This is a genomic window from Vibrio sp. CAU 1672, assembly GCF_029223195.1.
Lineage (GTDB): Bacteria > Pseudomonadota > Gammaproteobacteria > Enterobacterales > Vibrionaceae > Vibrio.
The window spans coordinates 32,939-59,579 of the sequence record NZ_JARHUF010000008.1; the positions used below are offsets into that span (position 1 = coordinate 32,939).

Consider the following 26,641-nt stretch of genomic DNA (forward strand, 5'->3'; position numbering starts at 1 on the left):
AATACTGATCATCAATAAGGAAACGTCACCTTGTCAAAACCGACTTTAGCGGTTGCCTTAATCGTCAAAAATGAAGCCAAGCACCTGCGTGCCTGCCTGGAAACGGTACACGGATGGGTAGACGAGATTGTCATCCTCGACTCAGGCAGTAACGATGACACTCAAGCGATCGCGTTGGAATATACCGACAAGTTCTTCACCAACCTCGACTGGCCGGGCTTTGGTAAGCAGCGTCAACTGGCACAAACCTATGTAGAATCAGAGTTTGTCTTGTGGCTGGACGCCGACGAGCGAGTAACACCGGAACTCAAAAACGAGATATTAGCTGCGATTGAAAAGCACCAGCCTAACCAGGTTTACCGGATCAATCGCCTCACCACCGCCTTTGCCAAAGAAATCCGCCACTCTGGCTGGTCTCCGGATTGGGTAGTGCGCCTGTACCGTACCAGAGACACCCGTTACAACGATGCCTTAGTGCATGAAAGCGTGGTTATTCCGGCCGGTTTTAACGTCGTGTCGCTCAAAGGGCGGCTAAAACACTTTACCTATGAGAAGCTGGGCGAATACACGCGTAAAACTCAACTATACATGCAGGCGTGGGCCGATCAGCGCGAGGGGAAAAAACGCGCTTCCCTCTCTGGCGCCATTGCTCACGGTTTTTTCCGTTTCTTTAAAATGTATATCTTAAAGCGTGGCTTTATGGATGGCCGGCACGGCCTGCTGCTGGCAATACTCAGTGCCAACACCACGTTTACCCGTTATGCCGACCTTTGGCTACGCGATTATGTAAAACGCCACCAGCAGGAGGACTAAGTATGAAGATCTGTCATGTCAATTTGGCCTCTGGCTATCATGGGGGGGAAAACCAGACCCTGCAACTGATCAAACAGCAAGTGAAACTGGGGTATGACCTGACCGTCGTCGCGAATCCCAAGAGCCCGTTTGCTGATGCCGTTCGAAACCTTCCGGTAAAACTGGTACTGGCCACGCATTTTACCCGGGGACATGCCAAATCAGTCACCCAGGATTGCGCGCTGATCCATGTCCACGAAGGGCGTGCGATTTACTGGGCACTCATCCAGCACCTGCTGTATGGCATGCCTTATATCGTCACACGCCGCATTGACAATAAACTCAAGAAAAAATGGTTAGCCAACCTGGCCTACAGCAAAGCGTCAGCCGTGGTTGGGCTGAGCTCAGAAATCGTTCAGCGCGTACAGGATGCCTACCCGGCGCTGACCACGTATAAAATTCCCAGCTCACCGGTCTCATACCAAGTCAACGCTGACGCAGTGCAGGCTCTGAAACAGCGTTTTGCTGGCCAATTTTTGGTGATACATGCCGCCAATATGCTTAAACATAAAGGTTTTGATGTCACCATTGCGGCGGCGAAGAAACTGGCACAACATGATGAGCACATCCATATTTGCCTGTTGGGTGATGGGCCTGAACGCCAGGCTTTGGAAACACAAGCCGCCGGGCTGACCAACCTGACCTTTGCCGGCAAACAGAGCAACATGGGTGACTGGTTTGCCGCCGCAGACTTGCAAATCCATCCGTCCTACACGGAAGGGCTCGGGTCGGTGATCCTGGAGGGCATGGCCGCTGGCTTGCCAGTTATCGGTACCCGGGCTGGTGGTATCCCTGACATCATCGAACATAACCACAACGGACTCTTAGTGGAACCGGGGAATGCACAGGCCTTGGCGGACGCCATTTTAACCGTGGCCCAAGATGAAACGCTTCGCCACAGGTTTATCCAACACGGGCAAGAGAAGCTGAAGTTGTTCGATATTAGCCACACAGCTCAACTGTATGTTGACGTTTATCAGAAAATAATACAATGAAAAAAGTAATCTACCCGGGCACGTTTGACCCCATCACTAACGGGCACCTGGATATCATTAACCGCGCTGCCGCCATGTTTGATGAAATCGTGATCGGTGTGGCCGCCAGCCCGTCAAAAAACACCATGTTCACCCTCGAAGAGCGTGTTCAATTGGTCGAGCAGGCCACCTCGCACCTGAAAAACGTCTCAACTTCCGGGTTCAGTGGCTTGCTGGTCGACTTTGCCAAACAAGAACAGGCGCATGTTTTAGTGCGTGGGCTACGGACCACTGTCGACTTTGAGTATGAATTTGGCCTGACCAATATGTACCGTAAACTGTTACCCGGACTGGAAAGTGTCTTCCTCACACCGGCGGAAGAGTATGCATTTCTCTCGTCGACCATCGTGCGTGAAGTGGCTATTCACGGCGGAGATATCAGCCAGTTTGTCCCTGCTCCCGTTAACCAAGCCATTCAGGCAAAACTCAAAAAATCATGAAGAAGATCAAGTATTACCTTAAGAATGTGCTGCTTGCTTCGCTGCCGTCATCTTGGTTTCGCTGTTATGGTAAAAACCTGATGAGCAACACCCACGAGTATGATGAAACGTATTTGCAGCAACGCGTCAACTATTACAATCAGCTCGATTCCGGCTTCAGCCTGACACAACAAGAGCTTACCCGAATACAGGATTTCAAGAAAACGGGTGGCAGTGCTTACTACTATGACTTGCTCAAAGTGATTAAGTGCTTCCCCAAAAGCCATGCCTTCAAATACATCAATGGTGATGTCATCGACGTCCCTTCTGAGCCGAGTTTTTTAAAAAGCCGCCCAATAGCAGGCAACAACACCAACTCAGTGCTTCTGAAACTAAATGCGGTGCGTCACTATTATTTTATTGATAGCGATAAACCCTATCGTGACAAGAAAGATATGCTTGTTTGGCGCGGTACCGGCTTCAGGCCCAACCGCAGGACACTACTATCTGCTCACTTTCATAACCCGCGCTGTAATGTCGGACGTGTCGATACACAAGATAAAGATCCCGAGCAACTGAGCTATGTCACCCCACCAATGAGCATAAAGGAACAACTGGACTACAAGTTTATTCTCAGTTTGGAAGGAATGGATGTTGCGACCAATCTTAAGTGGATCATGTCGTCAAACTCACTGTGTTTCACACCGAAGCTGCGTTATGAAACCTGGTTTATGGAGGGTAAGCTGCAAGCAGGAGTGCATTTTGTCGAAGTCAGAGATGACTTTTCTGATTTAGATGAAAAGATGGACTACTACCTGGCGCATCCGGAAGAAGCGGAAGCCATAATCCAGAATGCTCATGAATGGGTAGAGCAGTTTAAGCACCCGAAGCGGGAAAGGCTCATTTCACTACTGGTCGCAGAGAAATATTTTGCCAACGCAAAAACACATAAGGTTACCTGATCTTCAGGTAACCTCTTAAGCATAAAATTTAGTACTTGTACTTAATTTTATTGATAACTCTTTGCACCATATTGGCAGGGTTAAAGGTTTTTTTGCCTTTGCGCTTATTCGCAATGCTGGAAAGGTTATCCTGTCTTTTAGCCACCACAACTGGGCTGATGTAGCCATAACAATTGCTGAGCTTGGGAATCGACAACCATTTATCAATCGGCATGGCATAGGCGGTTTTTTTCATGCCGTTGCGTAAATCTCTGGCTCTTAAAGGTGTAATGCCATAACACACCGTCGGGAAAGGTTTTTTTTCTTTTACATCAGAGACTTTAAACGGCTTATCCGGGTCAAGGATGTAGTTAAAGTTAGTAAAATTGACTAAGCCACAACGGCGGATATATTCCAGCACGTCATTTTCCAGCAATCTCGATGCGCTGCAGATAAATTCAATATTATCTTCAATGATAATGGCAGGCTGGCCAGACTCAATCACCTTGTCCCATGCTTGCGAGTGGGTTTTAAAACAGCCAATCTCACCGGCCATGATCGCTTTTTGTCTGAATTTATGAGAATAACTCTCGTATTTTTTTTCTAACTCCTGTAAGTCTGGATAGGAGTCAGAATGGACAAATTCAAAGTCAATTCCTTTCAGGTATTCAGAAACTCGATTAACTCGTTCTTCGTCACCAGTCGTAATCACAAACACTTTCAACTGCGTGTTATTACTTGCTTCCACCTTTAAGGCCCTCAGCTATTTTTGTGCAAGCCAGTATAGTATCTACCCATATTCTGATTAGCAAGCATACTCAACTGGTGTAGCGTTTTCCCCGCAGACCCCGAGATCCGTTAGGTACCGGTCAAACAGAATAAAAGCCCGTACCCAACACGCTCAGAGCTATTGTCACCAGCGAGGATAGCCGTTCTTACTGCTGGCACTGATCACAAAAAACACTATTGCGCTGGCCGATTTTCAGCTCTTGCAAAATAGTCCCACATTCCGGGCACGCCTCTCCGCCCTTACCATACACCAGCAGTTCCTGGGCAAAGTAACCGGGCTTACCATCGGCCTGGGCAAAGTCTTTTAAGGTGGTACCACCCTGCTCAATGGCCACTGCCAATGTGGCTTTAATATGGCTCACCAGGCTTTGCCATTCTTTATTAGTGAGGCTGCCCGCCGACCGGGTGGGATGCAGGTGAGCTTTAAACAGCGACTCATTGGCATAAATGTTACCGACGCCGACCACCACCTTGTTATCCATGATGAACTGTTTGACTGCCACTCGTTTGCTCCGGGCTTTCTCCGTCATGTATTGGGCGTTGAACTCGTCAGTCAAAGGTTCCGGCCCCATATGATTAAGTACCGCATGAGACTCACCTGGCGCACACCACAACCAGGCGCCAAAGCGGCGCGGATCGTTGTAGCGCAGTACTTTGCCATTGGTTAACTTAAGATCGACGTGATCGTGTTTAGTCGGGGGAAAGTCAGCATCCAGAATCCGTAATGATCCTGACATGCCGAGATGAACAATGGCGCTACCGCCAGCCGTTTCTATCAGCAAATATTTGGCGCGCCGCGTGATCGCCAGAATCGTCTGCCCTTCCAGCTGCTTAAGCTCGGCGGGGATCGCCCAGCGCAACTTGGCCGTGCGAAACACCAATGACTGAATTTGCTGGCCAATCAGGTGCGGGCTAATGCCCATACGGCTGACTTCTACTTCCGGTAATTCTGGCATGGTACCTCCTCAATCACATCGCACCTCATCCGAACCGCTAGCATAATCGAAAAAGAAACGGGTAAACACGGACTAAAGCTAGGGCGTTATGCTTAGTCCGGCATCAGGTAACTGCCATCGACGGAGATGGCAATCCACTTGTCTTGCCAGTTTTTGAACAACCAAAACTCTCCCATTCGATAGAAGGTGACCCGCTGTGGCTCTTCCATCCCTTGATACCAGACTTCAATACTCTCCGGTCTGGTCAGGCGTGGTCGTAAGGTCTGGTACTGCTCAGCAGACAGCTCTGTCCCTTGCAACGACTGCCAACGCTGAACCAGCTCCGCTAACGGCACCTCGGCTTTGACACTCGAGGTCCACTGACCATTTTCCTGAGCCAGTTCCCAGCCATGAAAGTAAATTGCCCTGATCGTATGATCCGAACGCAGTAAGCTTGGGTAGGGAGCCGCGTCGTCTGGCAACAAGTACATTTTGATCCAGGCGGGCGCATTTAACAGCACAATAAAAGCAATAATGCCCAAAATAAGAATGTTGTTCCATCGGCGGCGACGAGCCGGACTAACACGCATAACCGTTCCTAATCGCTGGTAATTAAGCACAAATTAGCAAAGAGTGGAGAAGTTGACTAGGACATCAGCCAGCCAATCGGGAAAGTAGAGGGGAAAATACAGAAAAGGCAGATAACAAAAAACCCAACTCGAAAGCTGGGTTTTTTAATTCATCAAAGAGATCAAATCAATTATTTGATTTTCGCTTCTTTGTACATAACGTGCTGGCGTACTACTGGATCAAATTTCTTGATCTCAAATTTGCCTGGCATGTTACGCTTGTTCTTATCAGTTGTGTAGAAGTGGCCAGTACCTGCAGAAGATACTAGACGGATTTTCTCACGAACGCCTTTCTTTGCCATTGCCTATTTCCTCTTAAACGTTTTCGCCACGTGCACGGATGTCAACAAGAACAGCGTCGATGCCTTTCTTGTCGATGATGCGCATACCTTTTGCAGTAAGGCGTAGTTTAACAAAACGTTTTTCGCTCTCTACCCAGAAACGATGAGTTTGTAGGTTCGGCAGAAAACGACGCTTAGTAGCATTTCGTGCGTGTGAACGGTTGTTACCCGTTACTGGACGCTTACCAGTTACTTGGCATACTCGTGACATGAATGTCTTCTCCAAAATCGTTTCAGCTCGATATCAACCTTGGTGGCCGAACCTCTCTATTCCTCGGAAAGAAGTTAGAGGTTAAAAACCGCTATGGAAAATCCATACAAGGCTATCAAAGGTCGCGCATTATACTAACTTGACGTGCATTGCTCAAGACCCGAACAGATCCTTTTTACAGGTTTTCGTGATCTTTTTTTCGCCAGCAGATGATTTCAAGCAGTCCAAGCTGAATTCAGTTAAAAATTTAGTGGCGTGGATGATAGCAGATTTTTAGCAACTAACAACCTAAAAAACGCTCAGTTATAGCCACCCTCTTTCAGCAAAAGAGACGCTTTGCCCGTCGCCAATCACGAAATGGTCCAGAATACGGATATCAACCAGAGCCAGGGCATCAATTAAGCGCCGGGTAATCCGCCGGTCGGCCTGACTTGGTTCAGCAACCCCTGAGGGATGGTTGTGTGCCAGTATCAGCGCGGCTGCATTATGGTGTAAGGCCCGTTTCACTACCTCGCGCGGATACACCGACGCACTATCTAGGGTGCCTTCAAACAGCACTTCATCTTTAATTACCCGGTGCTGGTTATCCAGAAACAGGATGTAAAACACCTCCCTTTGCCGATCACGCAGCTGAGCAGAGAGGTACAACTTAGTCTGTTCCGGACTGGTGAGCGCATCGCCACGCTGCAGGGTCTCAGCCAGATAGCGCTGGGTCATCTCCAGGATCGCCTGCAACTGCACGTATTTGGCCTGTCCGAGCCCCTTATGGCGGCAAAACTCCTGCTCTGTAGCCGAAAACAGGCGGCGCAAAGAGCCAAAGTCGCGCAGCAAAAAATCGGCCAGCGCCAGTACGTTCATGCCCTGGGTACCGGTGCGGAGAAAAATCGCCAGCAGCTCGGCGTCCGATAACGCCTGAGGTCCACGCTGAAGCAGTTTTTCGCGCGGCATAGAGTCATGTGGAAGAGGTTTCATCAATTGGTCGCTTTAGCAGATGGATATTGGCTCTATTCCACAAAATAAAAAGCGAAAGTCGAGGGCAACTTTCGCTTTCTTGGCTGTCAGTAAACAACCGGTGTAACTGAGCGATCCATCAGAGCTTAAAATGCCCCACCAGATCCTGCATTTCACCACCCGATTGCGACAGTTGGTGACTGATCGCCCCGGCGTGTTGCAACGTGTCATTAATGCGGTTGACGATCTGTTGGATTTCAACCAGGTTCTGATTGATGTCTTCCGCTACTGCACTTTGCTCTTCTGCTGCTGAGGCGGTTTGCACCCCCATATCGCGTATACTGCCGATGGCCTCATGCACGCCAACAAGGGATTGCTGAATGTGCGATGACTCCTCGGCCGTCTTGGCGCCACGCTCCTGGCTGACCGTCATCGTAGTTACCGCGCGCGCCACCCCGCTTTGCAGCTGCTTGAGCATGTCGCCAATCTCATGGGTGCTGTTTTGTGTGCGGCTGGCAAGTGAACGTACTTCATCGGCCACCACGGCAAAGCCGCGTCCTTGCTCACCCGCCCGGGCCGCTTCAATCGCGGCATTCAGCGCCAGCAGGTTGGTTTGCTCTGCAATCTCCCCTATCACATCCAGCACTTTGGTGATCTGGTCTGTCTGCTGACTCAGTTCTGAGATCGCCGCTGAGGAGCTGTTCACTTCCTCCACCAGCTGGCTGATACCGCTAATGGCCACATTAACCTCTGCCTGTGCTTCGGTGATCTGGTGATTGGCGTCCTCGATCGCCTGGGCAGTGGCACTCGTGTTGCTGGCGACCTCTCGGGCCGTCATGCTCATTTGCGTCACCGCCGTGACTACTTTTTCTGTCTCCAGGCAATGGTTTTGCATCTGCCCGCTGGCTTGCGAGGTTTGCTCATCCAACGCTCCCGAGGCGCTTTGCACCGTATTTGCCGAATGGCGGATGTCTGTGATCAACGGGTGCAGGGTGTCCATAAACTGGTTAAAGGCCGTGGCCACCTCGCCCACTTCATCCTGACTTTCTACCTGCAAACGGGCGGTCAGGTCTCCGCCCTCGGCTGCCACATCCTGCAGCGACACCGCGATACGCTGCAGTGGACGGATGCCTTTCGATACAACCACGCTGGTCAATGCACCAGTAATGATCAAACCAACCAAACTGATCACCAAGGCTGAGAAAGTATGCTGATGCAGCTGCTGTGTCCGGGCCTCACGGTACAGCGCTACTTGCTGATCGATATCGTCAATGTAGATCCCTGTGCCCAGAACCCAGTCCCACTTGGCCAGATACTCGGCATAGCCCAACTTCGGCGCCTGGGCATCTATCGTCGGCTTATGCCAGGAAAAAGACAGGAAGCCATCCCCTTTTTGCGAGGCATCAATCAAGCCGGCAATCACCGCCACTCCATTTTTATCTTTGAGTCCGTAGAGATTTTTGCCTTCCAGTGACGGTTTAATCGCATGCAGGGTGTTCACCCCTTGTGAATCATAGGCAAAGAAGTAGCCATCCTGGGCAAAACGCATCGCTTTGAGAATTTGCTTGGCCGCCGCGCGGTTTTCACCATTCACATCACTCTCATACAGCGGTTTGATCGCCGTGACCCCCATCATCATGTAAGCCTTGAGCTCACTTTGACGCTGTTCAATCAGCTCATGGCGGTAGCGCTCAAGCTCCTCCTCCAAACTTTGTGAGCCATTGGCGTAATACACCGCCGAGATCAAGGCAGTGATCACCACCAACGGAATTAAAGTCACCAGCAACAGCTTTGTTTTACTTTTAAACAACATCTATATCCCACCAAATTATCCTTGTTTTGCCCTCTATCATCCAGAGCTCAGTCCATTTGTCTGTGAGCTATACGGGGGTTTTTTTATATCATTGACCGGCAAAATAACCGGAGTTTGATTTATATTCATTTCTGCCCGGCTTTGCACCCGTGCGCGGCTCAGCAGATGTGATAAAATCCTGGCCAGAAAATTTGGAGATCACACATGCAAACACTCGCAGGAAAGAAAATTCTCTTGGGCATCAGTGGTGGTATCGCCGCCTATAAGTGTGCCGAGCTAACCCGCCGCCTGATAGAACGAGGCGCCCAGGTGCAGGTTGTCATGACCAAAGCCGCCAAAGAGTTCATCACACCGCTGACCATGCAGGCTGTCTCCGGACGCCCGGTATCAGACAGCCTGTTGGATCCGGCGGCAGAAGCCTCAATGGGCCACATCGAGCTGGCCAAATGGGCCGATCTGGTGTTGTTGGCACCTGCGACTGCGGATCTGATCGCCCGTATGGCGGCAGGAATGGGCAACGATCTGCTGACCACACTGGTGCTGGCGACAGACTCTCCGGTAGCAGTATCACCGGCCATGAACCAGCAAATGTATCGTAATGTCGCGACGCAGGAGAACATTGCCACCCTAAACCGCCGCGGCATGCAGATATGGGGACCGGCAGCAGGCGAGCAAGCCTGTGGCGATGTGGGCCCGGGACGTATGCTGGAGCCGATGCAACTGGTCGAGATGTGTGAGCAGTTTTTCCAGCCCAAATTACTCGCCGGCAAGTCAGTGTTAATTAGCGCAGGCCCCACGCGTGAAGCCATCGACCCGGTGCGCTACATCTCTAACCACAGCTCAGGTAAAATGGGCTATGCATTAGCCAGCGCCGCAGCGAAACTCGGGGCAAACGTCACTCTGGTGAGTGGCCCGGTCAGCCTGGCAACTCCACTCGGCGTAAAGCGTATTGATGTCGATAGCGCTCAGGCAATGTATGACGCCGTGATGGCGCACGCGACAAGCCACGATGCGTTTATCAGCTGTGCGGCGGTCGCCGACTACCGCCCGGAGCAAGCGGCTGAGCAGAAACTGAAGAAAACCGCAGACAATGAGCAAATGACCATCCAGATGGTCAAAAACCCGGATATTGTCGCCTCCGTGGCCGCCTTGCAAGACCAGCGGCCGTTTACGGTAGGATTCGCCGCCGAAACCCACGATGTGGCCAGCTATGCCCGTGGAAAACTGGTGAACAAAAATCTGGATATGATTTGTGCCAACGATGTCTCCGTTGCCGGGCAGGGCTTCAACAGCAACAACAACGCGCTCACTCTGTTCTGGCCGGATGGCGGCGAGCTGACTCTCACACTGGACAGCAAAGAAGCGCTCAGTTTCAAGATTTTAGAAAAAGCGCACCAGCTGATGAAAAAATAACGCACTTTTAGGAAAAACCTGACAAGTGAGGGTGGTAAAGCTCCCATTCCACCCTCAGCCATCTAGTTTGATCGGCGATAGCGTCTTATAATCCCCTCCGCTCAACTTTGTATTTTGAAAGGAAGTAACCAATGGCCGGCAGTAAAAAATCCAACCGTCGTGAAGAGATCTTGCAAGCCCTCGCACAAATGCTTGAATCCAATGAAGGTGCTTCACGCATTACTACGGCAAAACTGGCCAAGCAGGTCGGTGTCTCTGAAGCGGCACTTTACCGCCACTTTCCCAGCAAAGCCCGGATGTTTGAAGGTTTGATCGTGTTCATCGAAGAAGCCCTGATGACCCGCATCAACCGCATTCTGGATGACGAAAAAGATACCCTGGAACGCATCCGCCTGGTCATGCATCTGATTTTGGCTTTCTCTGAACGTAACCCTGGCCTGACACGCATTCTGTCCGGGCATGCTTTAATGTTTGAAAACGAGCGCCTGCGGGAACGCATCAACCAGTTGTTTGAGCGCATCGAAACTCAGCTACGCCAGATCTTGCGCGAGCGTAAGCTACGCGAAGGCAAATCTTTCCCGGTTGAAGAACGCATTCTGGCCGCGCAAATGCTCGGTCAGGTAGAAGGAAGCCTGAACCGCTTTGTGCGTTCTGATTTCAAATACCCGCCGACGGCAAACTTTGAAGAATACTGGGCCCTGCTCAGCGCGCAAATTAAATAGTCATTATGAGTACAGATAAATACGCAAAACCTGAGTTTTCTTTTTCCCTCCTGCACCCTCGTAACTGGGGGGTGTGGCTGGTGTTTGGCCTGCTGGCGGTAGTCGTCAACCTGCTGCCTTACCGCATTTTGCTGGCATTGGGACAAAAACTCGGCCAGATCGGGATGCGTTATGGCCAAAAGCGCGTTCACGTGGCAACACGCAACCTGGAGCTGGCTTTTCCCGACAAACCGGCCGCCGAGATCCAGCAGCTAGTCGAAGAGAACTTCAAAAATACCGGCCTGGCGTTGATCGAGACCGGCATCACCTGGTTCTGGCCGACCTGGCGTTTTAAAACCCTGATCGTGGAAAAAGACCTGCAGGCACTGCGTGATAAAGCTGACGAGGGCAAAGGCGTCCTGCTGTGCTGTGTCCATGCGCTTAACCTGGAAATCACCGCGCGGGCCTTTGCCGTGCTTGGCGTTGCCGGATATGGCGCATTCCGCCCGCACGACAATCCAGCGTATAACTTTATCCAGTACTGGGGCCGCACCCATAACGGCAACAAACTGATTGACCGCAAAGACGTAAAAAAAATGATCCGGGTACTCCGCCGGGGCGAGCGGCTGTTCTACCTGCCCGATCATGACTACGGGCGCAATAAATCGGTGTTCGTGCCTTTCTTTGCGGTAGAAGATGCCTGTACCACCACCGGTACCAGCATTCTGGCTTACACCTCCAAATGTGCCATCATCCCGGGCTCGGGGTTCCGCAATGATGAGGGCAAATATGACATCATCGCCGATAAATGTATTGAAGCCGGTTACCCTAAGAAAGACGAAGTAAGCGCAGCCGCTTACATGAACAAGTATGTCGAAGAGGTCATTCTGCGCGCGCCGGCGCAATGGATGTGGCTGCACAAACGCTTTAAGACCATGCAAGATGAGCAGGTACCAAAAGGCATTCGCTACCAATAAGCAGATAAAAGAAAAGGTATCCAATCGGATACCTTTTTTAATCAGACACGGAAGGCGGTTAAATCCCGTATTCCGCGCGGTACGCTTTCACCGCTGCCAGGTGCTCTGTCGCATCACCTTTCTCTTCCAGGTAAGTGATTAAGTCACCCAGGCTGACAATCGAAATGACCGCACAGCCAAAATCGCGCTCCACTTCCTGAATCGCAGAAAGTTCGCCTTTGCCTTTTTCCTGGCGGTCGATGGCGACCAGTACCCCTGCCAGATCAGCACCGTTGGCCTTGATGATTTCCATCGATTCACGGATAGCGGTACCCGCGGTGATCACATCATCCACCAACATGATACGCCCTTCCAGCGCCGAGCCGACCAGGTTGCCACCCTCACCGTGATCTTTAGCTTCTTTGCGGTTAAAGCAGTATGGCGTGTCGATATCATGGTGATCCGCCAGAGCAACGGCGGTCGTGGTGGCGATTGGGATCCCCTTGTAGGCCGGGCCAAACAGTACATCGAAATCAATGCCAGAATCGGCCAGCGCTGCGGCGTAAAAGCGGCCCAAACGCGCCAGATCCCGACCCGTATTGAAAAGACCAGCGTTAAAGAAATAAGGGCTCTTACGGCCAGACTTCAAAGTAAACTCACCAAACTTCAGTACTTCTTTCTCTAGGGCAAACTCAATAAATTCACGCTGGTATGCTTTCATTACTTTCTCTCTAAATAAAGGGCCTAGTTTCCCAGGCGGTTCATAAACAATAATGAGCCTCCTCCCAAAAAGATGGAGGTAAAAAAATAGCCCCCAAATTGGGAGCTACTTAAAATCAATCGGCTAACGCCGCCTTCTGCGCCGTGACAATTTCGCTAATGCCGACTTTCGCTGACTCCAGTAACGCCATCAGCTGTTCATGACTGAACGGTTCACCTTCTGCGGTGCCCTGGATCTCAATCATCTTGCCTTCTTCGGTCATTACCACATTCATATCGGTGTCGGCTGCCGAGTCTTCAACATATTCAAGGTCACAGAGAACGTCATCCCCCAACAAACCAACCGAGACCGCCGCAACATGGCCTTTCATCGGGTTGGCTTTGAGTTTGCCTTTAGCGACCAGGTGCTGGAAAGCATCGGCCATTGCCACGCTCGCACCAGAGATAGACGCCGTACGGGTGCCGCCATCTGCCTGGATCACATCACAATCAACGGTGATCATCATTTCGCCCATGGCGTCCAGATCCACTACCGCACGTAAGCTGCGGGCGATCAGGCGCTGAATTTCCATGGTACGGCCACCCTGTTTACCGCTTGCGGCTTCGCGACGGGTACGCGAGTGGGTCGCACGAGGCAGCATGCCGTACTCGGCCGTTACCCAGCCTTTACCCTGACCTTTCAGCCAGCGAGGTACGTTTTCTTCGACGGTCGCATTACACAATACTTTGGTGTTGCCGAACTCAACCAGTACTGAGCCTTCAGCATACGCGGTGTAGTTACGGGTCATTTTAATTGGGCGAACTTGATCCGCCTTGCGATCGTTTGGACGCATGGACATCTACCTTAAGTTGAGGAGAAGACGATTTGGATTGGGCGGAGATTATAGCGGAATCGTTTAAATAAAGCTATCCAAGACATAACTGCTTGATATCAGCACAGCCAGCGCAGTCAGGCTGTGCTACTATAGCCAGGTAATTTTCAGCAAAAATGAAGACAGGAAAATTCAATGATCTACAGTATGACAGCCTACGCGCGTAAAGAAGTCAAAGGCGACTGGGGCAGCGCCGTTTGGGAGATTCGCAGCGTCAATCAGCGCTACCTGGAAACCTACTTCCGCCTGCCTGAACAGTTCCGTGCCCTTGAACCGGTGCTGCGTGAGCGTTTTCGTAAACGCCTGGCACGCGGGAAAGTAGAGTGCGCGTTACGCTTCGAAGCCAACCCTGCAGCGAAAGGTGTGCTGACCATCAATGAAACCTTAGCCCACCAGGTGATCAAAGCGGCCGAACAGGTGATGCACATGACCGGAGAACTCAGCCGCATCAATCCGTTTCAGGTGATGCAGTGGCCGGGCGTGATGGAAACTCCAGAGCAGGACATGGACAGCGTCAATCAAGATTTACTGGTTGCCTTTGATGAAGCGCTGAGCGAGTTCATCGAAGCCCGTGGCCGCGAAGGCGATAACATGAAAGCACTGATTGAGCAGCGCTTAGCCGCCATTTCAGAGCAGGTGACCAAAGTACGCGCCCGTATGCCGGAAATCCTCGACTGGCAACGTGAGCGACTGCTGAGTAAGTTTGAAGAAGCCAAGATTGAACTGGACGCGTCCCGCGTGGAACAGGAGCTGATCCTGTTGGCACAAAAATCCGATGTTGCGGAAGAGCTGGACCGCCTGGATTCACACGTCAAAGAAACCACCAACATCCTGAAGAAAGGCGGGGCCGTCGGTCGCCGTCTGGATTTCATGATGCAGGAGTTTAACCGTGAGTCCAACACGCTGGCGTCGAAATCAATCAGCACCGATATCACCGCCTCCGGTGTGGAACTCAAAGTGCTTATCGAACAAATGCGTGAGCAGATCCAGAATATCGAATAAGGTTTTTCTGTTTAGTTAAGCTTAGCAAAATATCACCAAGCCCCTGTATTAAGGGGCTTTTTTAAAGACCACAGCCTGAAGATACCGGACTGTTCAGGCCGCTTGCGTCATATGGCAAGCGATCACATCGCCGATGCCATTCTGGCATAATCCGTCTAAAGCTTATAAACCGCGTTTAAGTTAACCCCGCTCACTTCCAGGCCTGAGTCATCATAGAGTTTCATCCATTCGACTTGCAGTTCCCAGTGTTTGGCACCGCCATTGCTGAATGCCAGACCGACTCCGTACTGCAGCCCCTGATCATTGTAGGACAGGCCCCCGGCAGAAGCCTCTACATTACCAAACCCCAGCAGGCCATATAGCTCGACATAATTCCCCAAAGGAGCCACACCCCGGGTTAACAGGGCAATATTCTGGTTCGTTTCAACCGCTACACCCTGTATTTCATCATCAGTCACACTGCCATAACCACGAAATTCAAATCCAAAATTCTGGTGTGGCCGGTAGCCCAGAATCAAACCAGCCAGCGAGTTGTCGAACGAGTAGTTCCCGGCGGTACCGGCATTGACATTCGTACTGGCAAACTGAAGCCCAAGACCAGCATACCCATAAGGCGAAAATGGTGCTTCATGGGAAGCTTCCTCAGCCAACGACATGCCTGAAAATGTCATCACTAAAAAAGCGAACAGAACACTACTCTTTTTCATCGTTATTATTCCTTTCCATATCGATTGCAAGCCGCTTAACAATTAAACAGCGCGCTCAACATAATCAAACGCCAACGCAATTGCAATGCAAGCTTACACTTATTGGATGTGGCTTTTCCGCAAACTGATATCGTGAGTAATCCATGTGAGATGATGTACAATTATTTACAAAAACAATCTTTTCCAGGCCAAACCATCAGCCCGGAAAATCTGCCGCAGCTTAGGTTTAGCCGAAAAACCAAACCATAAGAAAATCAATAAAAACAAACATTTAAACCACTTCACTTAGGGCATTACACACATCGGGCTCGACGCCTTGTCGGCCTGGCATAAACGCGCCAGCTAATTACATTCATAAATCAAACCAAACCATTTACATAGCATTCATTTACTGACCTATTCCATTCATAGTTCTTGTATATAATCCGGAGGCTCTTTCATTTGCAAAAATAAAGCCGTAAGGCAACGACGTATAGAGGTACGCATGTTTAACAGTGTACGGACCAGAATTGCTGTCAGCACCGGGATAGCAATGGCCTTTACCCTCCTGATTGCAATGGGCATGACCACCAATGCATTTAACAAGATTAATCAACAAATTACGACCAAAGTTAAAGCGCAGTTAACTGAAGAAACCATAACAAACCTGAAAAATACCGCGCGAGAGCAGGGCCAGACCATCTCTAATCAGCTCAATCCGGTGTTAGCCACCCTGACTCAGTTACGTTCGATTATTGAACTGAGTGCCGAGAACCATTCAGGGGCGAAAACCATCGTCGATCAGTTTATTACCGCGCTGGAAGCTCAAGATGAAGCGGTGTTTGCCGGCTACATGGTGTGGGAAGAAAAAACCTGGCCACTGGAGTCTGAAGCGGCCGCCCACGAGGCATTCAATAAAAATGGGGTTCTGGCTCCCTTCTTCTCACCCAAGCCGCAACAAAGCTTTGACGCCGTGGCGATGGACAGTTTCCGCAATACTGAGCTCAACAATAACGGTGAGCGTAAGGATGACTGGCATCTGATCCCGTTTGAAACCGGCCGGACATTTGTCATGGAACCCTACATGTACCCAGTGCGGGGCAAGGAAGAGCTGATCACAACTATCAGCCAACCGATCAAACTGAATGGCACAATCATTGGCTCACTCGGTTTTGATCTCGCCTTAAATGAACTACAGAGCCAAAGTGTCGGGCTGGCACGTGACCTGTTTGATGGTGAAGGCAACATCATCATCACCTCATGGAAAGGGGCCGTGCTGGCCAACAGCAGTAACGCCGGCATTATCGGCCGAAAAGTCCCGCTGGAGCTGGCTTCTCAATGGCCGAACATCCAGTCCCTGTCGAAGCAGAGTGATATTGGTATTGTGACCATTGGCCATCAGGAATATGCCATCACTTCTATCGACACCAGCGATGCACCGTGGATCGTGATGGTATCGGTACCAACCAGCAAACTGACCAAAAGTGTCGCCGACTACGAAAACTGGAGCCAGGAACATAATTCACAAGCGATTTCTCAGGGCGTCTGGGCCGGTATTATTGCGGCCGCTATCGGTATCACCGTCATGACGCTGATCGCCAACTCAATCGGCAAGGCACTTTCCAATCTGGTCGAGCGCTTCAAAAATGCGGCTCAGGGAGAAGGGGATTTAACCTACCGTATTGAGGTAAAAGGAAAGGATGAAACCGCACAACTGGCCCACTGGTTTAATACCTTCCTCGCCCGCATGCAGGAGATGCTGGGCGTGGTGATGACCACCGCGGTTCAGGTTGAACAGAGTGCCAACGAAGGCCAGGCGCGCGCCGAGGACTCTAAAACGCAGCTCAACCAGCAAGTGGGGGAAGTCAACTCACTGGCTACCGCGATCAACCAGATGAGTGCCACCGCGCACGACGTGGCCAATTCAGCGGTACAAGCGGCAACAGCAGCCAATCAGGTGCAAAGTAACCGAGAGCATGGAATGGCCTGCATGGATAACGCCGCCAGTGCCGTCGATGCGCTCGCAGGCCAGGTCAATGACGCACAGTTACAGACACAAAATCTCGCGGCATCGAGCAACGCCATTCAGGGTATTTTAAGTGAAATTGGTGGCATCGCAGAACAAACCAACCTGCTGGCACTGAACGCAGCCATTGAAGCGGCACGTGCCGGTGAAGCCGGCCGGGGGTTTGCCGTGGTGGCCGACGAAGTACGTAACCTGGCAACCAGAACGCAAGGGTCAACCGAAGAAATCCATGGCATGCTGGCGCGGCTGGAACGCGAGACCCAGGCGATCGTCGAACTGATGCAACAGAGCCAGCAACAGGCAGCCGGTACCAAAGAAGAGACCAAAGCCGCGCAGCTTGCTCTGGCTGAAATCAGCCAGGCCATCGAAGTGATTAACGATATGAACAACCAAATTGCTTCCGCGGCGGAAGAGCAGAGCTCCGTGTCTGAAGAGATTAACCGCAATGTGGTGATTATTAACGATACCGCCATGGATGTGATGAACAGCATGACCTCTTCGGTCGAGATCAGTGGTGAACTCTCAGGCAAAGCAACCGAGCTACACGGTGAACTGAACAAATTTAAACTATAACTACCGCCTGGCAGACCTGTCCTGCCGTACAAAAACAGCCTCACTAGTGAGGCTGTTTTTTTATCCGCCACCTGGCATAAAAAATCCCGCTAACCTGGACCGTTAGCGGGATTGGTCATTTCCGGTTAACTCACCGAAACGTCAGAGCATTACGGCTTGCGGATCCAGACAGAAACACTGCCTCCCTGCGCTTTAAACTCGGCACGGCCTTCGCTATTGGTACAGACGGTATCATCTGCAGCATAGCCGCCCATGACATCGAAGTAACAGACGCTGGCATTGCTGGCTCCCATATCCATCCACTTAGTGCCGCCATCTCTGTCAGTCATCAGTACCGCCACACCTTGCGGATGCGCGCTGTCGCCTTCCCGGGTCCAGCCGATCACATCGCTGTGATCCAGATAGCTGTGCTGAGTGCCGTAGGCGTACTGCTTACGTACATCCAGCAGGGTATCGATAACCTCTTTGTGCGACTTAAGGGTGATATCATAATAGTTCCCGTCACGTCCTTTATCACGGTAGCTCGCCCCATAGTAGTCGGCATAGAAGATATTCGGGTAGCCCTCTTCACGCAACAGGATAAAGGCATAACCCAGCGGCTTAAACCAGTCCATAACCGGAGACTCCAGCGACTGCAATGGCTGGGTATCATGGTTCTCCACCAGCGTTACCGCCTGAGCCGGATTTGACTGCATCAGCGTACCGTTCAGCAGGCTGCCCATGTCAAAATTACCGTTACTGCTTGAGGCCTTATGGAAATTAAGGTGCAGCGGCGCATCAAACAGCGACATACGATAACCGGTTCCCTTCAGGTACCCCTGCAGGGTACCCAGGTCGTAATCCCAGTACTCGCCGACGGTAAACAGGCTCTTATTGGTTTCAGCGCGCACGGCATCCAGCCAGTCATTAAAGAAGCCCTGTTTGATATGTTTAATCGCATCCAGGCGGAAACCGTCCAGATTGGCAAAATTCACATACCATGCACCCCATTTCTTCAGTTCAGCCACCACATCCGGATGATCCATATCCAGATCAGCCCCCATCAGGAAGTCATAGTTACCGAACTCGCTGCTTACCTGAGAATCCCAGGCCTTACCTGTGCCACGGAACTTAAAGATACTGAAATCATTGTTCGCCTGATCCAGATCCACCCCATCAAAATGGTACCAGGTCCATTTGAAGTCAGAGTAGGTATCACCCCGGCCCGGGAACTCAAATTTCGTCCAGGCACTGATCTTCTTCTCATCCAGCTCCTGGTTGCGGTTACCTTTATCCACCCGTACTGCATCCACTTCTTCGGTCTCATCGGCACCAAATTTGTGGTTCAGTACGACATCCGCGTAAATCGCGATACCGGCGTTATGGGCACTCTCAATCGCAGCCAGGTATTGGTCCTTATCACCATAACGGGTACGCACCGTGCCCTGCTGGTTAAACTCACCCAGATCGTACCAGTCATAAGTGGCATAACCCACACCAAGGGTACCGTCATCACGCTTCATCTCTTTGTAGGCCGGCGGCAACCAAAGTGCCGTGATGCCCTTATCAGCCAGAGACTGCGCGTCATCTGCAACCTTGGTCCACAACTCATCCGCAGTACTGTTATACCAGTGGAAATACTGCATCATGACACCGTTGACGGCGGCAGATTCGATCACCTTGACCACCAGGGTTTTGCTGACCGGATCCAGCTCAAACAGATACTGACCCGGTGTCGTCACCTTAATCCGGATCTGACCATCATTACCGGAATCATCCAGGATCAGGCCGCCATCAGTAGATGACAAATCACCATACTGCAGTTTGACCGTCGTCCAGTCAGCAGAAGCAATCTTGAAGTCGTAGTCTCCCGGCTGCAGATGTACCTTAGTCTGATATTTGTTATCACCGGCGTAGCTCATCTGGCTGCCGCTGCCCCAGTCGGTCAGCGTACCGCGCAGATAGATCGCTTCATCGCCATATGGTGGTGCCGTGACAACCTCAACCCCTTCCGGCGCAATGATGGTCAGTCTGGCATTGCTGGTATTACTCAGATCAAGAGCAAAGGTGTAGGTTCCGCCGGTGATGACGTTTACACTCAGGTTGTTGTCTTCATCATAGAGTTTGTTCCAACTGACAGAGCCTCCGCCCTGATTCAGGTTGGATGCCGTATAGCCCGGATCCCAGTCGCTGGCGGCGATCTTAAACTTAGTGGTACTGTTGTCAGGCAGATCCAGGGCTACCTCATAAAGCCCCTGACCTTTGTAGACCATCTCAAGTGACGTATCCCAAGCAGTTTCTGAAAAGTCGCCGCGCAGGAAAATCTTCTCACCGAGGGGGCCGACATCCATCCCCACCCCTTGCTCGTCACCCTGTGGTTTAACAAATACCACCGCCGTCAGGCCTGGCAGAACAAATTCACCATTCTCCACACGGGCATACTTGATACGCTCTTCATTACCGGCTTTCAGTACCGGATGCAGTTCAAACTCATCAGCACCGGCAACGCTCACCCGTTGCTCCCAGATACTGGAGTTAATCGCCACCACCAGTGCCTGATAAGCCGGATCCAAATCCGCCCCTACACTGACACCATCGTCGATACTCATGACTATCGTGCCAGGACGCGCTTTATCACCCAGAGCATGGAAACGCAGACGTTTTAGGATCTGATCTTTTTCGCCCAGACGCAGCAGTTCACTTTGTGAACGAATCGTCAGCAGCTCTTTAAAACGGGCATCGGCCCACTGGATCTCCGCAGACGTGACCTGAGTTTTCGGGTTGGCAACAATGCCTTTGATCCAGTCCCAGTTTTTGCCGTCTTTGTCCTCGCGTGGCAGGCCAACATTCCAGTTGTTGGTTTGCTTGCTGAAGTCAAGCCGGTTGTACCAGTCACCGGAGTCGTAACTATCGCGCTCCATCGATTTGGAACGCAGCAGTTCCGTTCCCATATGCAGGAAGGGAACGCCCTGACCAAGCATGACCGGTGCCAGACCGAGGATCTGCATGCGGGCGCGATCCAACGGCTCGACATCACCTTTGGCTTTATACTGGTTAATGTCCCACAGCGTTTGGTTATCGTGTTTGGAGACATAGTTAACCGCTTCCTGCGGATCGGCTGCGTAGCCTGCACCATGGCCGCCAAACTGATAGTCCCGTCCCATCACTACCGCACCGGAGGTGGTCGGGATTGGGTACTCCTGCAGGTTACCGGCCATACCCAGACGGATCAGATCCAGCTTGCCACCCATGGCATCGAAACGATCTCCGGCGTTCGCGAATCCCGGAGTGCCGTTCATTGGGTCGGAGTGGTCGCCGCGCACGGCATCACGCAGGCGGTCGTTATAGGTACCGATGCCGGTACCAGCCATGTTCCACTGAGAAGAGTTCACTCCCCGGGCATTCTGATAGACCTCACCAAAATCCCAGCCTTCGCCATAAAACCAGGTGTCAGTGTCGACTTTCTTCACTTCCTCCAGCGCTTTTTCGACGCTGGATTTCATCAGGTGACCCATCAGATCGAAACGGAAGCCATCGATCTTGTAATCTTTGGCCCAGCCGACCAGGCTGTCCGCCACCAGCTTCTCAAACATACGGTGTTCAGAAGCGGTGTTGTCACAACAGGTCGAGCTTTCGACATAACCACTGTCCGGGTTGTAGCGGTGGTAATAACCCGGCACAACCTTGTCCAGTACTGAGGTGTTATACAGTCCCGATGCGCTGGTGTGGTTGAACACCACATCCTGAATGATGCGGAAGCCCATATCATGCAGGGTTTTAACCATCGTACGGTATTCACGGATCCGTGGCATACCATCGCTGTCATGTGCATAGCTGCCTTCCGGGGCGTTATAGTGGAGCGGATCATAGCCCCAGTTAAACCCGTCACGGCTACGCAGATCTCCCATCAGATCCTGTACTTCAGCGCTGCTGCTATCCAGCCCGGCAAACACCGAGGCAATCGTGCCGCTGCTTGCCTGAGCACAGATTTTGGCATCAGGATGAAGGCCGGTATCCGCATCACACAGCTTGCTGATGTCATCAGAGAGATCGACACGTTTCGACTGGTCTTCCTCTACCGAAGAAATGTCAAAGCTCGGCAGCAGGTGAACCGTATTCAGGCCGGCATCACGCAGTGCTTGCAGATGTTGAACACTTGCGCGCTGCGCCTCGGTAAAGGCTAGGTACTTACCGTTGTATGCCGGAGTACCATCAAGATCAGAACCGCTGAAATCACGGACATGCATCTCATAGATGATATTGTCTTCCGGCTTGCCTATCGGCGGGATCGTCTGTGTATCCCACCCCTGCGGCTTGGTCTGCTCATCAGCCATATCCACCAGCTGGGAATAAAGACTGCCGGTACTCAATGAGACCGAGTACGGATCGGTGGTCATCACCCACTCAAGCAGGTTGGTCTTTGGATGGTAGACCTGGACCCGGTAGCGGAAAAAGCTGCCTTTCAGGGCAGCATCGCCGCTATAGGACCAGATACCCGTCTGAGTATTTTCGCTCATCGCCAGCGGAGACTGTGCCAACGGCTTTTTCTGCTCATCGTACAGGTAGAGTTCAACCTGCTTGGCGGTCGGTGCCCACAAGCGGAACTCGCTCTGGCCGTCAGCAATCCAGGATCCCAGTTGCGCTTCATCCGCGTCATTGTTGCCTGCGGTATACAGTGCATCCACCACAAACGGGAACTGAACCCGGGACACAGCCAGAGGCTTACCACCCGCATCCAGAGCCACTGCCATTGGATACTGTTTAAGTAATGCTTTAGCCTGCTCCGTGGTGATATCGGTCGTAAAGGTTGTTCTGCCGTTCAGGTGTGGATAGCGGCCGTCACTCAGCGATCCACTCTGAGTCAGTTCATAACGGGTAAATGCCTGCGCATCGCCAAGCAGTGTTTTACCGTTCGGGTTTACCCATACAGCATTACTGTCGCTAGCGCCCCACAACTGATAACTGGCCGCTCCCTCTGTGGTCTTCCAGGCGACCTGATCCAGTGCCAGCCAGTGCGCGGAAGCCTCTTTCAGTTCCACCGGAGTTTCAATCACCGCCCGGTAATAGGCCGTCGGATCACTATCCAGGGTATAAACGGTATTGCTCTTATGCAGCTCAACACGCAGATCGTCTTCACCAAGCGCTCGCTCATCGGCCTTATGCACAACAAAGTTCATACAGCCATTGTGGTCGCCCTTGAGCGGCACACGGAACAGCACCCCATTCTCTCCGGCATCTTCGGTTACGCTATACGGCGCATTCCATTCTGTCGCGCTCGCAACTGCATCACAGGTTTCGTTGTTCCACAGATGCAACCCCCAGCCGTCATAATTGCCGTCAGCACGCTTATAGTAAACCAGCGCCTCCGAATAACGTGGTGCCGCGACATTTGCGCCTGCTGCTGTCAGGTCAACGGAATCCGGCTGGCCGTCACCGTCATCATCACTGGAGGCAAAATCGCCCCAACCATCCTGGTTAGTGTCGCGGTTTTCAAAACGATCCAGCGGGAATGCGTCTTCACTATCAGCGACAAAGTCACCATCCTGATCCGCAGGTTTGCTGGCCGCCGCTTTAGGGTCGGAACCTAAACGTATTTCGTCCGTATCGCTCCAGCCATCGTTATCATCATCCGCATCCTTCGAATCTGGGATCTGGTCACCATCTGTATCCAGGCTTTCAGATTTATCATCCGGAAAGGCATCGAGATCGTTCGCCACCCCATCGCCGTCACGGTCATCGTCTTCGCTGTCGGCGATGTGGTCGCCATCCAGATCGGCTGGCTTCGAGGTAGCACTCAAAGGGTCAGTACCCAGGCGCACTTCATCACTGTCTGACCAGCCGTCATTATCGTCATCCGTATCGGCGTGGTTACCGATACCGTCGCCATCGGTATCGACGCTTTCCGCCTGGTTGTCCGGGAAGGCATCGCGATCGTTCGCCACTCCGTCGCCGTCACGATCATCATCTTCGCTGTCAGCAATGTGGTCGCCATCCAGATCGGCTGGCTTCGAGGTAGCACTCAAAGGTTCAGTACCCAGGCGCACTTCATCACTGTCTGACCAGCCGTCGTTATCATCATCGCTATCAGCGTGGTTACCGATGCCATCACCATCCGTGTCGGTACTTTCCGCCTGATTGTCCGGGAAGGCATCGCGATCGTTCGCCACTCCGTCACCGTCGCGATCATCATCTTCGCTGTCAGCGATGTGGTCACCATCCAGATCCGCTGGCTTGGAACCTGCCTTGAGCGGATCGCTGTTCAGGCGCACTTCGTCGCTGTCTGACCAGCCGTCGTTATCATCATCGCTATCGGCGTGGTTACCGATACCGTCGCCATCGGTATCGATGCTTTCCGCCTGATTGTCCGGGAACGCATCACGAGCATTCGCCACTCCGTCACCGTCGCGGTCATCATCTTCGCTGTCAGCGATGTGGTCATCATCCAGATCGGCTGGCTTAGAGCCTGCCTTGAGCGGATCGCTGTTCAGGCGCACTTCGTCGCTTTCTGACCATCCGTCGTTATCATCATCGCTATCGGCGTGGTTACCAATGCCATCACCATCCGTGTCGGTACTTTCCGCCTGATTGTCCGGGAAGGCATCGAGATCGTTCGCCACTCCATCACCATCGCGATCATCATCTTCGCTGTCAGCGATGTGGTCACCATCCAGATCGGCTGGCTTGGAACCTGCCTTGAGCGGATCGCTGTTCAGGCGGGTTTCATCGCTGTCTGACCAGCCGTCATTATCGTCATCGCTATCAGCGTGGTTACCGATACCGTCACCATCCGTGTCGGTACTTTCCGCCTGGTTATCCGGGAAGGCATCGAGATTGTTCGCCACTCCGTCACCGTCGCGATCATCATCTTCGCTGTCAGCGATGTGGTCACCATCCAGGTCTGCCGGGGTGGAGCCAGCCTTGAGCGGGTCAGTTTTGAGGCGGGTTTCATCGCTGTCTGACCAGCCGTCATTATCGTCATCCAGGTCGACGTGGTTACCGATACCGTCACCATCGGTATCGATGCTTTCCGCCTGGTTGTCCGGGAACGCGTCGCGATCGTTCGCCACTCCATCGCCGTCACGGTCGTCATCTTCGCTGTCGGCGATGTGGTCACCGTCTAAGTCTGTCGGCTTAGAAGCTGCCTTGAGCGGATCGCTGTTCAAGCGGGTTTCATCGCTGTCTGACCAGCCGTCATTATCGTCATCCAGGTCGACGTGGTTACCGATACCGTCACCATCGGTATCGATGCTTTCCGCCTGGTTGTCCGGGAACGCGTCGCGATCGTTCGCCACTCCATCGCCGTCACGGTCGTCATCTTCGCTGTCGGCGATGTGGTCACCGTCTAAGTCTGTCGGCTTAGAGCCTGCCTTGAGCGGGTCAGTCTTGAGGCGGCTTTCTTCGCTGTCTGACCAGCCGTCATTATCGTCATCCGTATCGGCGTGGTTACCGATACCGTCACCATCGGTATCGAGGCTTTCCGCCTGGTTATCCGGGAAAGCGTCGCGATCGTTCGCCACACCATCACCGTCACGGTCATCATCTTCACTGTCGGCGATGTGGTCGCCATCCAGATCGGCTGGCTTGGAACCTGCCTTGAGCGGATCGCTGTTCAGGCGCACTTCGTCGCTGTCTGACCAACCGTCGTTATCATCATCGCTATCAGCGTTATTACCGATACCGTCGCCATCCGTATCGATACTTTCCGCTTTATCGTCCGGGAAGGCATCCAGATCATCTGCAACACCATCACCATCGCTGTCCTGGGTCAGAGTAACCTGGCCGTCGGTTGTCACAATCACAACCTTATCCAGCGTGACCGGCTGTCCTGATGCCTCCTGCCGGCGAACCTCATTCCCGAGCAGTTCAGCCCCCTGATTGAGCACCTGACTGGCATCCGACACACTCACTTCATCGGCTTCCTCGGGCAACAGTTTTACCAATGCGCGCGCGCTTTCAGCCAACAGTGTATTCCCCGATTCAAGGTAATCACCGGCCAAGTCGGTATCCGGCTGAGCAAGCAACTGACTGACCTCAGTCAATGCATCCGCTTCCCCCTTACCCTCATCCATTTTCATGTTAATAAGCGTGGTCACTGGGGTAACAACGTCCGTCCCCGGGGGCGCAGACATCAGGTAACCACGGCTAAGCGTCACGTCCGGGTTATCCTCGTCAATGGTTTGACCGGCGATGGCCTGGGCCACAACTGGATAAGAACTTGGATCACCATCAAGCCCGGTGGTGTCCAGCACAGCTAAACCGCCCTCGCCAGACATAGCAAAAGGTTCACCAGGATCTTTCAGGTAGTTACGATTTAGGTCCAGCCAGACTTGCGCATTACGCAGATAGCCGTCAATGGCTTTAACCTGTAGTGATTGTTGAGGTGGTGGTGGTTTGGTTCCTTCAGTCTGGCTACTGTTGTCGTGACAGCCAGACATTAAAGTCACCAGCGGCATTGTCACCAATGCCAACTTGGAAACTTTAAACTTCATGCGCATACTCCATAAACATCTAAACGCTTCATCTACACACCTAAGTAAGCTCTAGATATTTATGCTGGCGGGGACCTTTTACATCCCGGCGATGCGCGAATTTACAGACGCACAGTTGGTTACTGAGAATCGATAACGCAGCATTGATGTCAACAAAAATCACCCCCTGAGGGTTCATCTTGAGATCACTTGGGTATATTGGCGCAGAGTTTATGAATTATCGATTTCTAAGGGAAATAGGCTTTATTACAGGGGGTATAGATAATTTCTATGGCAGATATAACTTCTGTGACCCATCACTCACAATTA

Annotated in this window: 20 protein-coding genes; 9 read left to right on the forward strand and 11 right to left on the reverse strand. The window is 52.0% G+C overall.

The genetic code is table 11. The annotated features are described in order from the left end of the window. Positions 1-30 precede the first annotated feature (30 nt). Genes P2G85_RS09485 through P2G85_RS09500 form a run of 4 tightly spaced genes read left to right on the forward strand, consistent with a single transcriptional unit; the run spans position 31 to position 3,267 of the window. A complete protein-coding gene (locus tag P2G85_RS09485; RefSeq protein ID WP_275863862.1) occupies positions 31-813 on the forward strand; it encodes a glycosyltransferase family 2 protein in 783 nt (260 codons plus the stop codon). A gap of 2 nt (positions 814-815) precedes the next feature. Continuing rightward, positions 816-1,847: a glycosyltransferase family 4 protein gene (locus P2G85_RS09490; protein WP_275863863.1), complete on the forward strand. Its 1,032-nt coding sequence runs from the start codon at positions 816-818 to the stop codon at positions 1,845-1,847. Further along, on the forward strand, positions 1,844-2,326 hold the full coding sequence (gene coaD / locus P2G85_RS09495; RefSeq protein WP_275863864.1) for a pantetheine-phosphate adenylyltransferase: 483 nt from the start codon (positions 1,844-1,846) through the stop codon (positions 2,324-2,326). Before P2G85_RS09490 ends, coaD begins: the two co-directional genes overlap by 4 nt. Continuing rightward, positions 2,323-3,267 (forward strand): glycosyl transferase family 90, encoded by a 945-nt coding sequence (locus P2G85_RS09500; protein WP_275863865.1) that lies wholly within the window; start codon positions 2,323-2,325, stop codon positions 3,265-3,267. The genes coaD and P2G85_RS09500 overlap by 4 nt, the downstream gene beginning before the upstream one ends. 28 nt (positions 3,268-3,295) lie before the next feature. Here the strand turns inward: P2G85_RS09500 and P2G85_RS09505 are convergent, their stop codons facing one another. The 7 genes from P2G85_RS09505 to P2G85_RS09535 form a co-directional block, all read right to left on the reverse strand. Further along, a complete protein-coding gene (locus P2G85_RS09505; protein WP_275863866.1) occupies positions 3,296-3,994 on the reverse strand; it encodes a glycosyltransferase family 25 protein in 699 nt (232 codons plus the stop codon). A 187-nt stretch (positions 3,995-4,181) separates the two neighbouring features. Then, the gene (gene mutM, locus P2G85_RS09510) at positions 4,182-4,991 is read right to left on the reverse strand and encodes a bifunctional DNA-formamidopyrimidine glycosylase/DNA-(apurinic or apyrimidinic site) lyase (protein WP_275863867.1); all 810 of its coding nucleotides are present in this window, start codon (positions 4,989-4,991) and stop codon (positions 4,182-4,184) included. A gap of 92 nt (positions 4,992-5,083) precedes the next feature. Continuing rightward, a complete protein-coding gene (locus P2G85_RS09515) occupies positions 5,084-5,560 on the reverse strand; it encodes a hypothetical protein (RefSeq protein ID WP_275863868.1) in 477 nt (158 codons plus the stop codon). Positions 5,561-5,730: 170 nt separating this feature from the next. Continuing rightward, positions 5,731-5,901 carry a 50S ribosomal protein L33 gene (gene rpmG, locus P2G85_RS09520; RefSeq protein WP_004410866.1) on the reverse strand — a complete coding sequence of 57 codons (171 nt, stop codon included), beginning with the start codon at positions 5,899-5,901 and terminating at the stop codon, positions 5,731-5,733. A 13-nt stretch (positions 5,902-5,914) separates the two neighbouring features. Continuing rightward, positions 5,915-6,151: a 50S ribosomal protein L28 gene (gene rpmB / locus P2G85_RS09525; RefSeq protein ID WP_004728407.1), complete on the reverse strand. Its 237-nt coding sequence runs from the start codon at positions 6,149-6,151 to the stop codon at positions 5,915-5,917. A 303-nt stretch (positions 6,152-6,454) separates the two neighbouring features. Beyond that, on the reverse strand, positions 6,455-7,123 hold the full coding sequence (gene radC, locus P2G85_RS09530) for a DNA repair protein RadC (RefSeq protein WP_275863869.1): 669 nt from the start codon (positions 7,121-7,123) through the stop codon (positions 6,455-6,457). A gap of 118 nt (positions 7,124-7,241) precedes the next feature. Then, positions 7,242-8,915, reverse strand: a complete 1,674-nt coding sequence (locus tag P2G85_RS09535; protein ID WP_275863870.1) for a methyl-accepting chemotaxis protein — start codon at positions 8,913-8,915, stop codon at positions 7,242-7,244. A gap of 204 nt (positions 8,916-9,119) precedes the next feature. Between P2G85_RS09535 and coaBC the strand changes: the two genes are divergently transcribed. From coaBC to P2G85_RS09550, 3 genes are all read left to right on the forward strand, one after another. Then, the gene (coaBC, locus tag P2G85_RS09540; protein WP_275863871.1) at positions 9,120-10,328 is read left to right on the forward strand and encodes a bifunctional phosphopantothenoylcysteine decarboxylase/phosphopantothenate--cysteine ligase CoaBC; all 1,209 of its coding nucleotides are present in this window, start codon (positions 9,120-9,122) and stop codon (positions 10,326-10,328) included. A gap of 131 nt (positions 10,329-10,459) precedes the next feature. Beyond that, positions 10,460-11,050: a nucleoid occlusion factor SlmA gene (gene slmA / locus P2G85_RS09545; RefSeq protein WP_275863872.1), complete on the forward strand. Its 591-nt coding sequence runs from the start codon at positions 10,460-10,462 to the stop codon at positions 11,048-11,050. A 5-nt stretch (positions 11,051-11,055) separates the two neighbouring features. Next, positions 11,056-12,006 (forward strand): Kdo(2)-lipid IV(A) acyltransferase, encoded by a 951-nt coding sequence (locus P2G85_RS09550; protein WP_275863873.1) that lies wholly within the window; start codon positions 11,056-11,058, stop codon positions 12,004-12,006. Positions 12,007-12,064: 58 nt separating this feature from the next. On the opposite strand, the gene pyrE is transcribed toward P2G85_RS09550, so the two are convergent. Further along, positions 12,065-12,706: an orotate phosphoribosyltransferase gene (pyrE, locus tag P2G85_RS09555; protein WP_275863874.1), complete on the reverse strand. Its 642-nt coding sequence runs from the start codon at positions 12,704-12,706 to the stop codon at positions 12,065-12,067. A gap of 115 nt (positions 12,707-12,821) precedes the next feature. Next, the gene (gene rph / locus P2G85_RS09560; RefSeq protein WP_275863875.1) at positions 12,822-13,538 is read right to left on the reverse strand and encodes a ribonuclease PH; all 717 of its coding nucleotides are present in this window, start codon (positions 13,536-13,538) and stop codon (positions 12,822-12,824) included. 174 nt (positions 13,539-13,712) lie between these two features. On the opposite strand from rph, the gene P2G85_RS09565 reads away from it, so the two are divergent. After that, the gene (locus P2G85_RS09565) at positions 13,713-14,579 is read left to right on the forward strand and encodes a YicC/YloC family endoribonuclease (protein ID WP_275863876.1); all 867 of its coding nucleotides are present in this window, start codon (positions 13,713-13,715) and stop codon (positions 14,577-14,579) included. A 155-nt stretch (positions 14,580-14,734) separates the two neighbouring features. On the opposite strand, the gene P2G85_RS09570 is transcribed toward P2G85_RS09565, so the two are convergent. Then, complete coding sequence (locus P2G85_RS09570) at positions 14,735-15,286, reverse strand: outer membrane beta-barrel protein (protein ID WP_275863877.1); 552 nt, start codon at positions 15,284-15,286, stop codon at positions 14,735-14,737. Positions 15,287-15,770: 484 nt separating this feature from the next. Here P2G85_RS09570 and P2G85_RS09575 point away from each other — a divergent pair, with 484 nt between their 5' ends. Further along, positions 15,771-17,864: a methyl-accepting chemotaxis protein gene (locus P2G85_RS09575; RefSeq protein ID WP_275863878.1), complete on the forward strand. Its 2,094-nt coding sequence runs from the start codon at positions 15,771-15,773 to the stop codon at positions 17,862-17,864. A gap of 149 nt (positions 17,865-18,013) precedes the next feature. Here P2G85_RS09575 and P2G85_RS09580 read toward each other — a convergent pair whose 3' ends face one another. Next, a complete protein-coding gene (locus P2G85_RS09580; RefSeq protein WP_275863879.1) occupies positions 18,014-26,332 on the reverse strand; it encodes an alpha-amylase in 8,319 nt (2,772 codons plus the stop codon). Positions 26,333-26,641 lie beyond the last annotated feature (309 nt).

Bases quoted from the DNA above. Each gene is read 5' to 3' on its own strand.
- P2G85_RS09490 (WP_275863863.1), top strand. From the start codon at position 816: ATGAAGATCTGTCATGTCAATTTGGCCTCTGGCTATCATGGGGGGGAA.
- coaD (WP_275863864.1), top strand. From the start codon at position 1,844: ATGAAAAAAGTAATCTACCCGGGCACGTTTGACCCCATCACTAACGGG.
- P2G85_RS09500 (WP_275863865.1), top strand. From the start codon at position 2,323: ATGAAGAAGATCAAGTATTACCTTAAGAATGTGCTGCTTGCTTCGCTG.
- mutM (WP_275863867.1), bottom strand. From the start codon at position 4,991: ATGCCAGAATTACCGGAAGTAGAAGTCAGCCGTATGGGCATTAGCCCG.
- P2G85_RS09515 (WP_275863868.1), bottom strand. From the start codon at position 5,560: ATGCGTGTTAGTCCGGCTCGTCGCCGCCGATGGAACAACATTCTTATT.
- rpmG (WP_004410866.1), bottom strand. From the start codon at position 5,901: ATGGCAAAGAAAGGCGTTCGTGAGAAAATCCGTCTAGTATCTTCTGCA.
- rpmB (WP_004728407.1), bottom strand. From the start codon at position 6,151: ATGTCACGAGTATGCCAAGTAACTGGTAAGCGTCCAGTAACGGGTAAC.
- radC (WP_275863869.1), bottom strand. From the start codon at position 7,123: ATGAAACCTCTTCCACATGACTCTATGCCGCGCGAAAAACTGCTTCAG.
- P2G85_RS09535 (WP_275863870.1), bottom strand. From the start codon at position 8,915: ATGTTGTTTAAAAGTAAAACAAAGCTGTTGCTGGTGACTTTAATTCCG.
- coaBC (WP_275863871.1), top strand. From the start codon at position 9,120: ATGCAAACACTCGCAGGAAAGAAAATTCTCTTGGGCATCAGTGGTGGT.
- slmA (WP_275863872.1), top strand. From the start codon at position 10,460: ATGGCCGGCAGTAAAAAATCCAACCGTCGTGAAGAGATCTTGCAAGCC.
- P2G85_RS09550 (WP_275863873.1), top strand. From the start codon at position 11,056: ATGAGTACAGATAAATACGCAAAACCTGAGTTTTCTTTTTCCCTCCTG.
- pyrE (WP_275863874.1), bottom strand. From the start codon at position 12,706: ATGAAAGCATACCAGCGTGAATTTATTGAGTTTGCCCTAGAGAAAGAA.
- rph (WP_275863875.1), bottom strand. From the start codon at position 13,538: ATGCGTCCAAACGATCGCAAGGCGGATCAAGTTCGCCCAATTAAAATG.
- P2G85_RS09565 (WP_275863876.1), top strand. From the start codon at position 13,713: ATGATCTACAGTATGACAGCCTACGCGCGTAAAGAAGTCAAAGGCGAC.
- P2G85_RS09570 (WP_275863877.1), bottom strand. From the start codon at position 15,286: ATGAAAAAGAGTAGTGTTCTGTTCGCTTTTTTAGTGATGACATTTTCA.
- P2G85_RS09575 (WP_275863878.1), top strand. From the start codon at position 15,771: ATGTTTAACAGTGTACGGACCAGAATTGCTGTCAGCACCGGGATAGCA.
- P2G85_RS09580 (WP_275863879.1), bottom strand. From the start codon at position 26,332: ATGAAGTTTAAAGTTTCCAAGTTGGCATTGGTGACAATGCCGCTGGTG.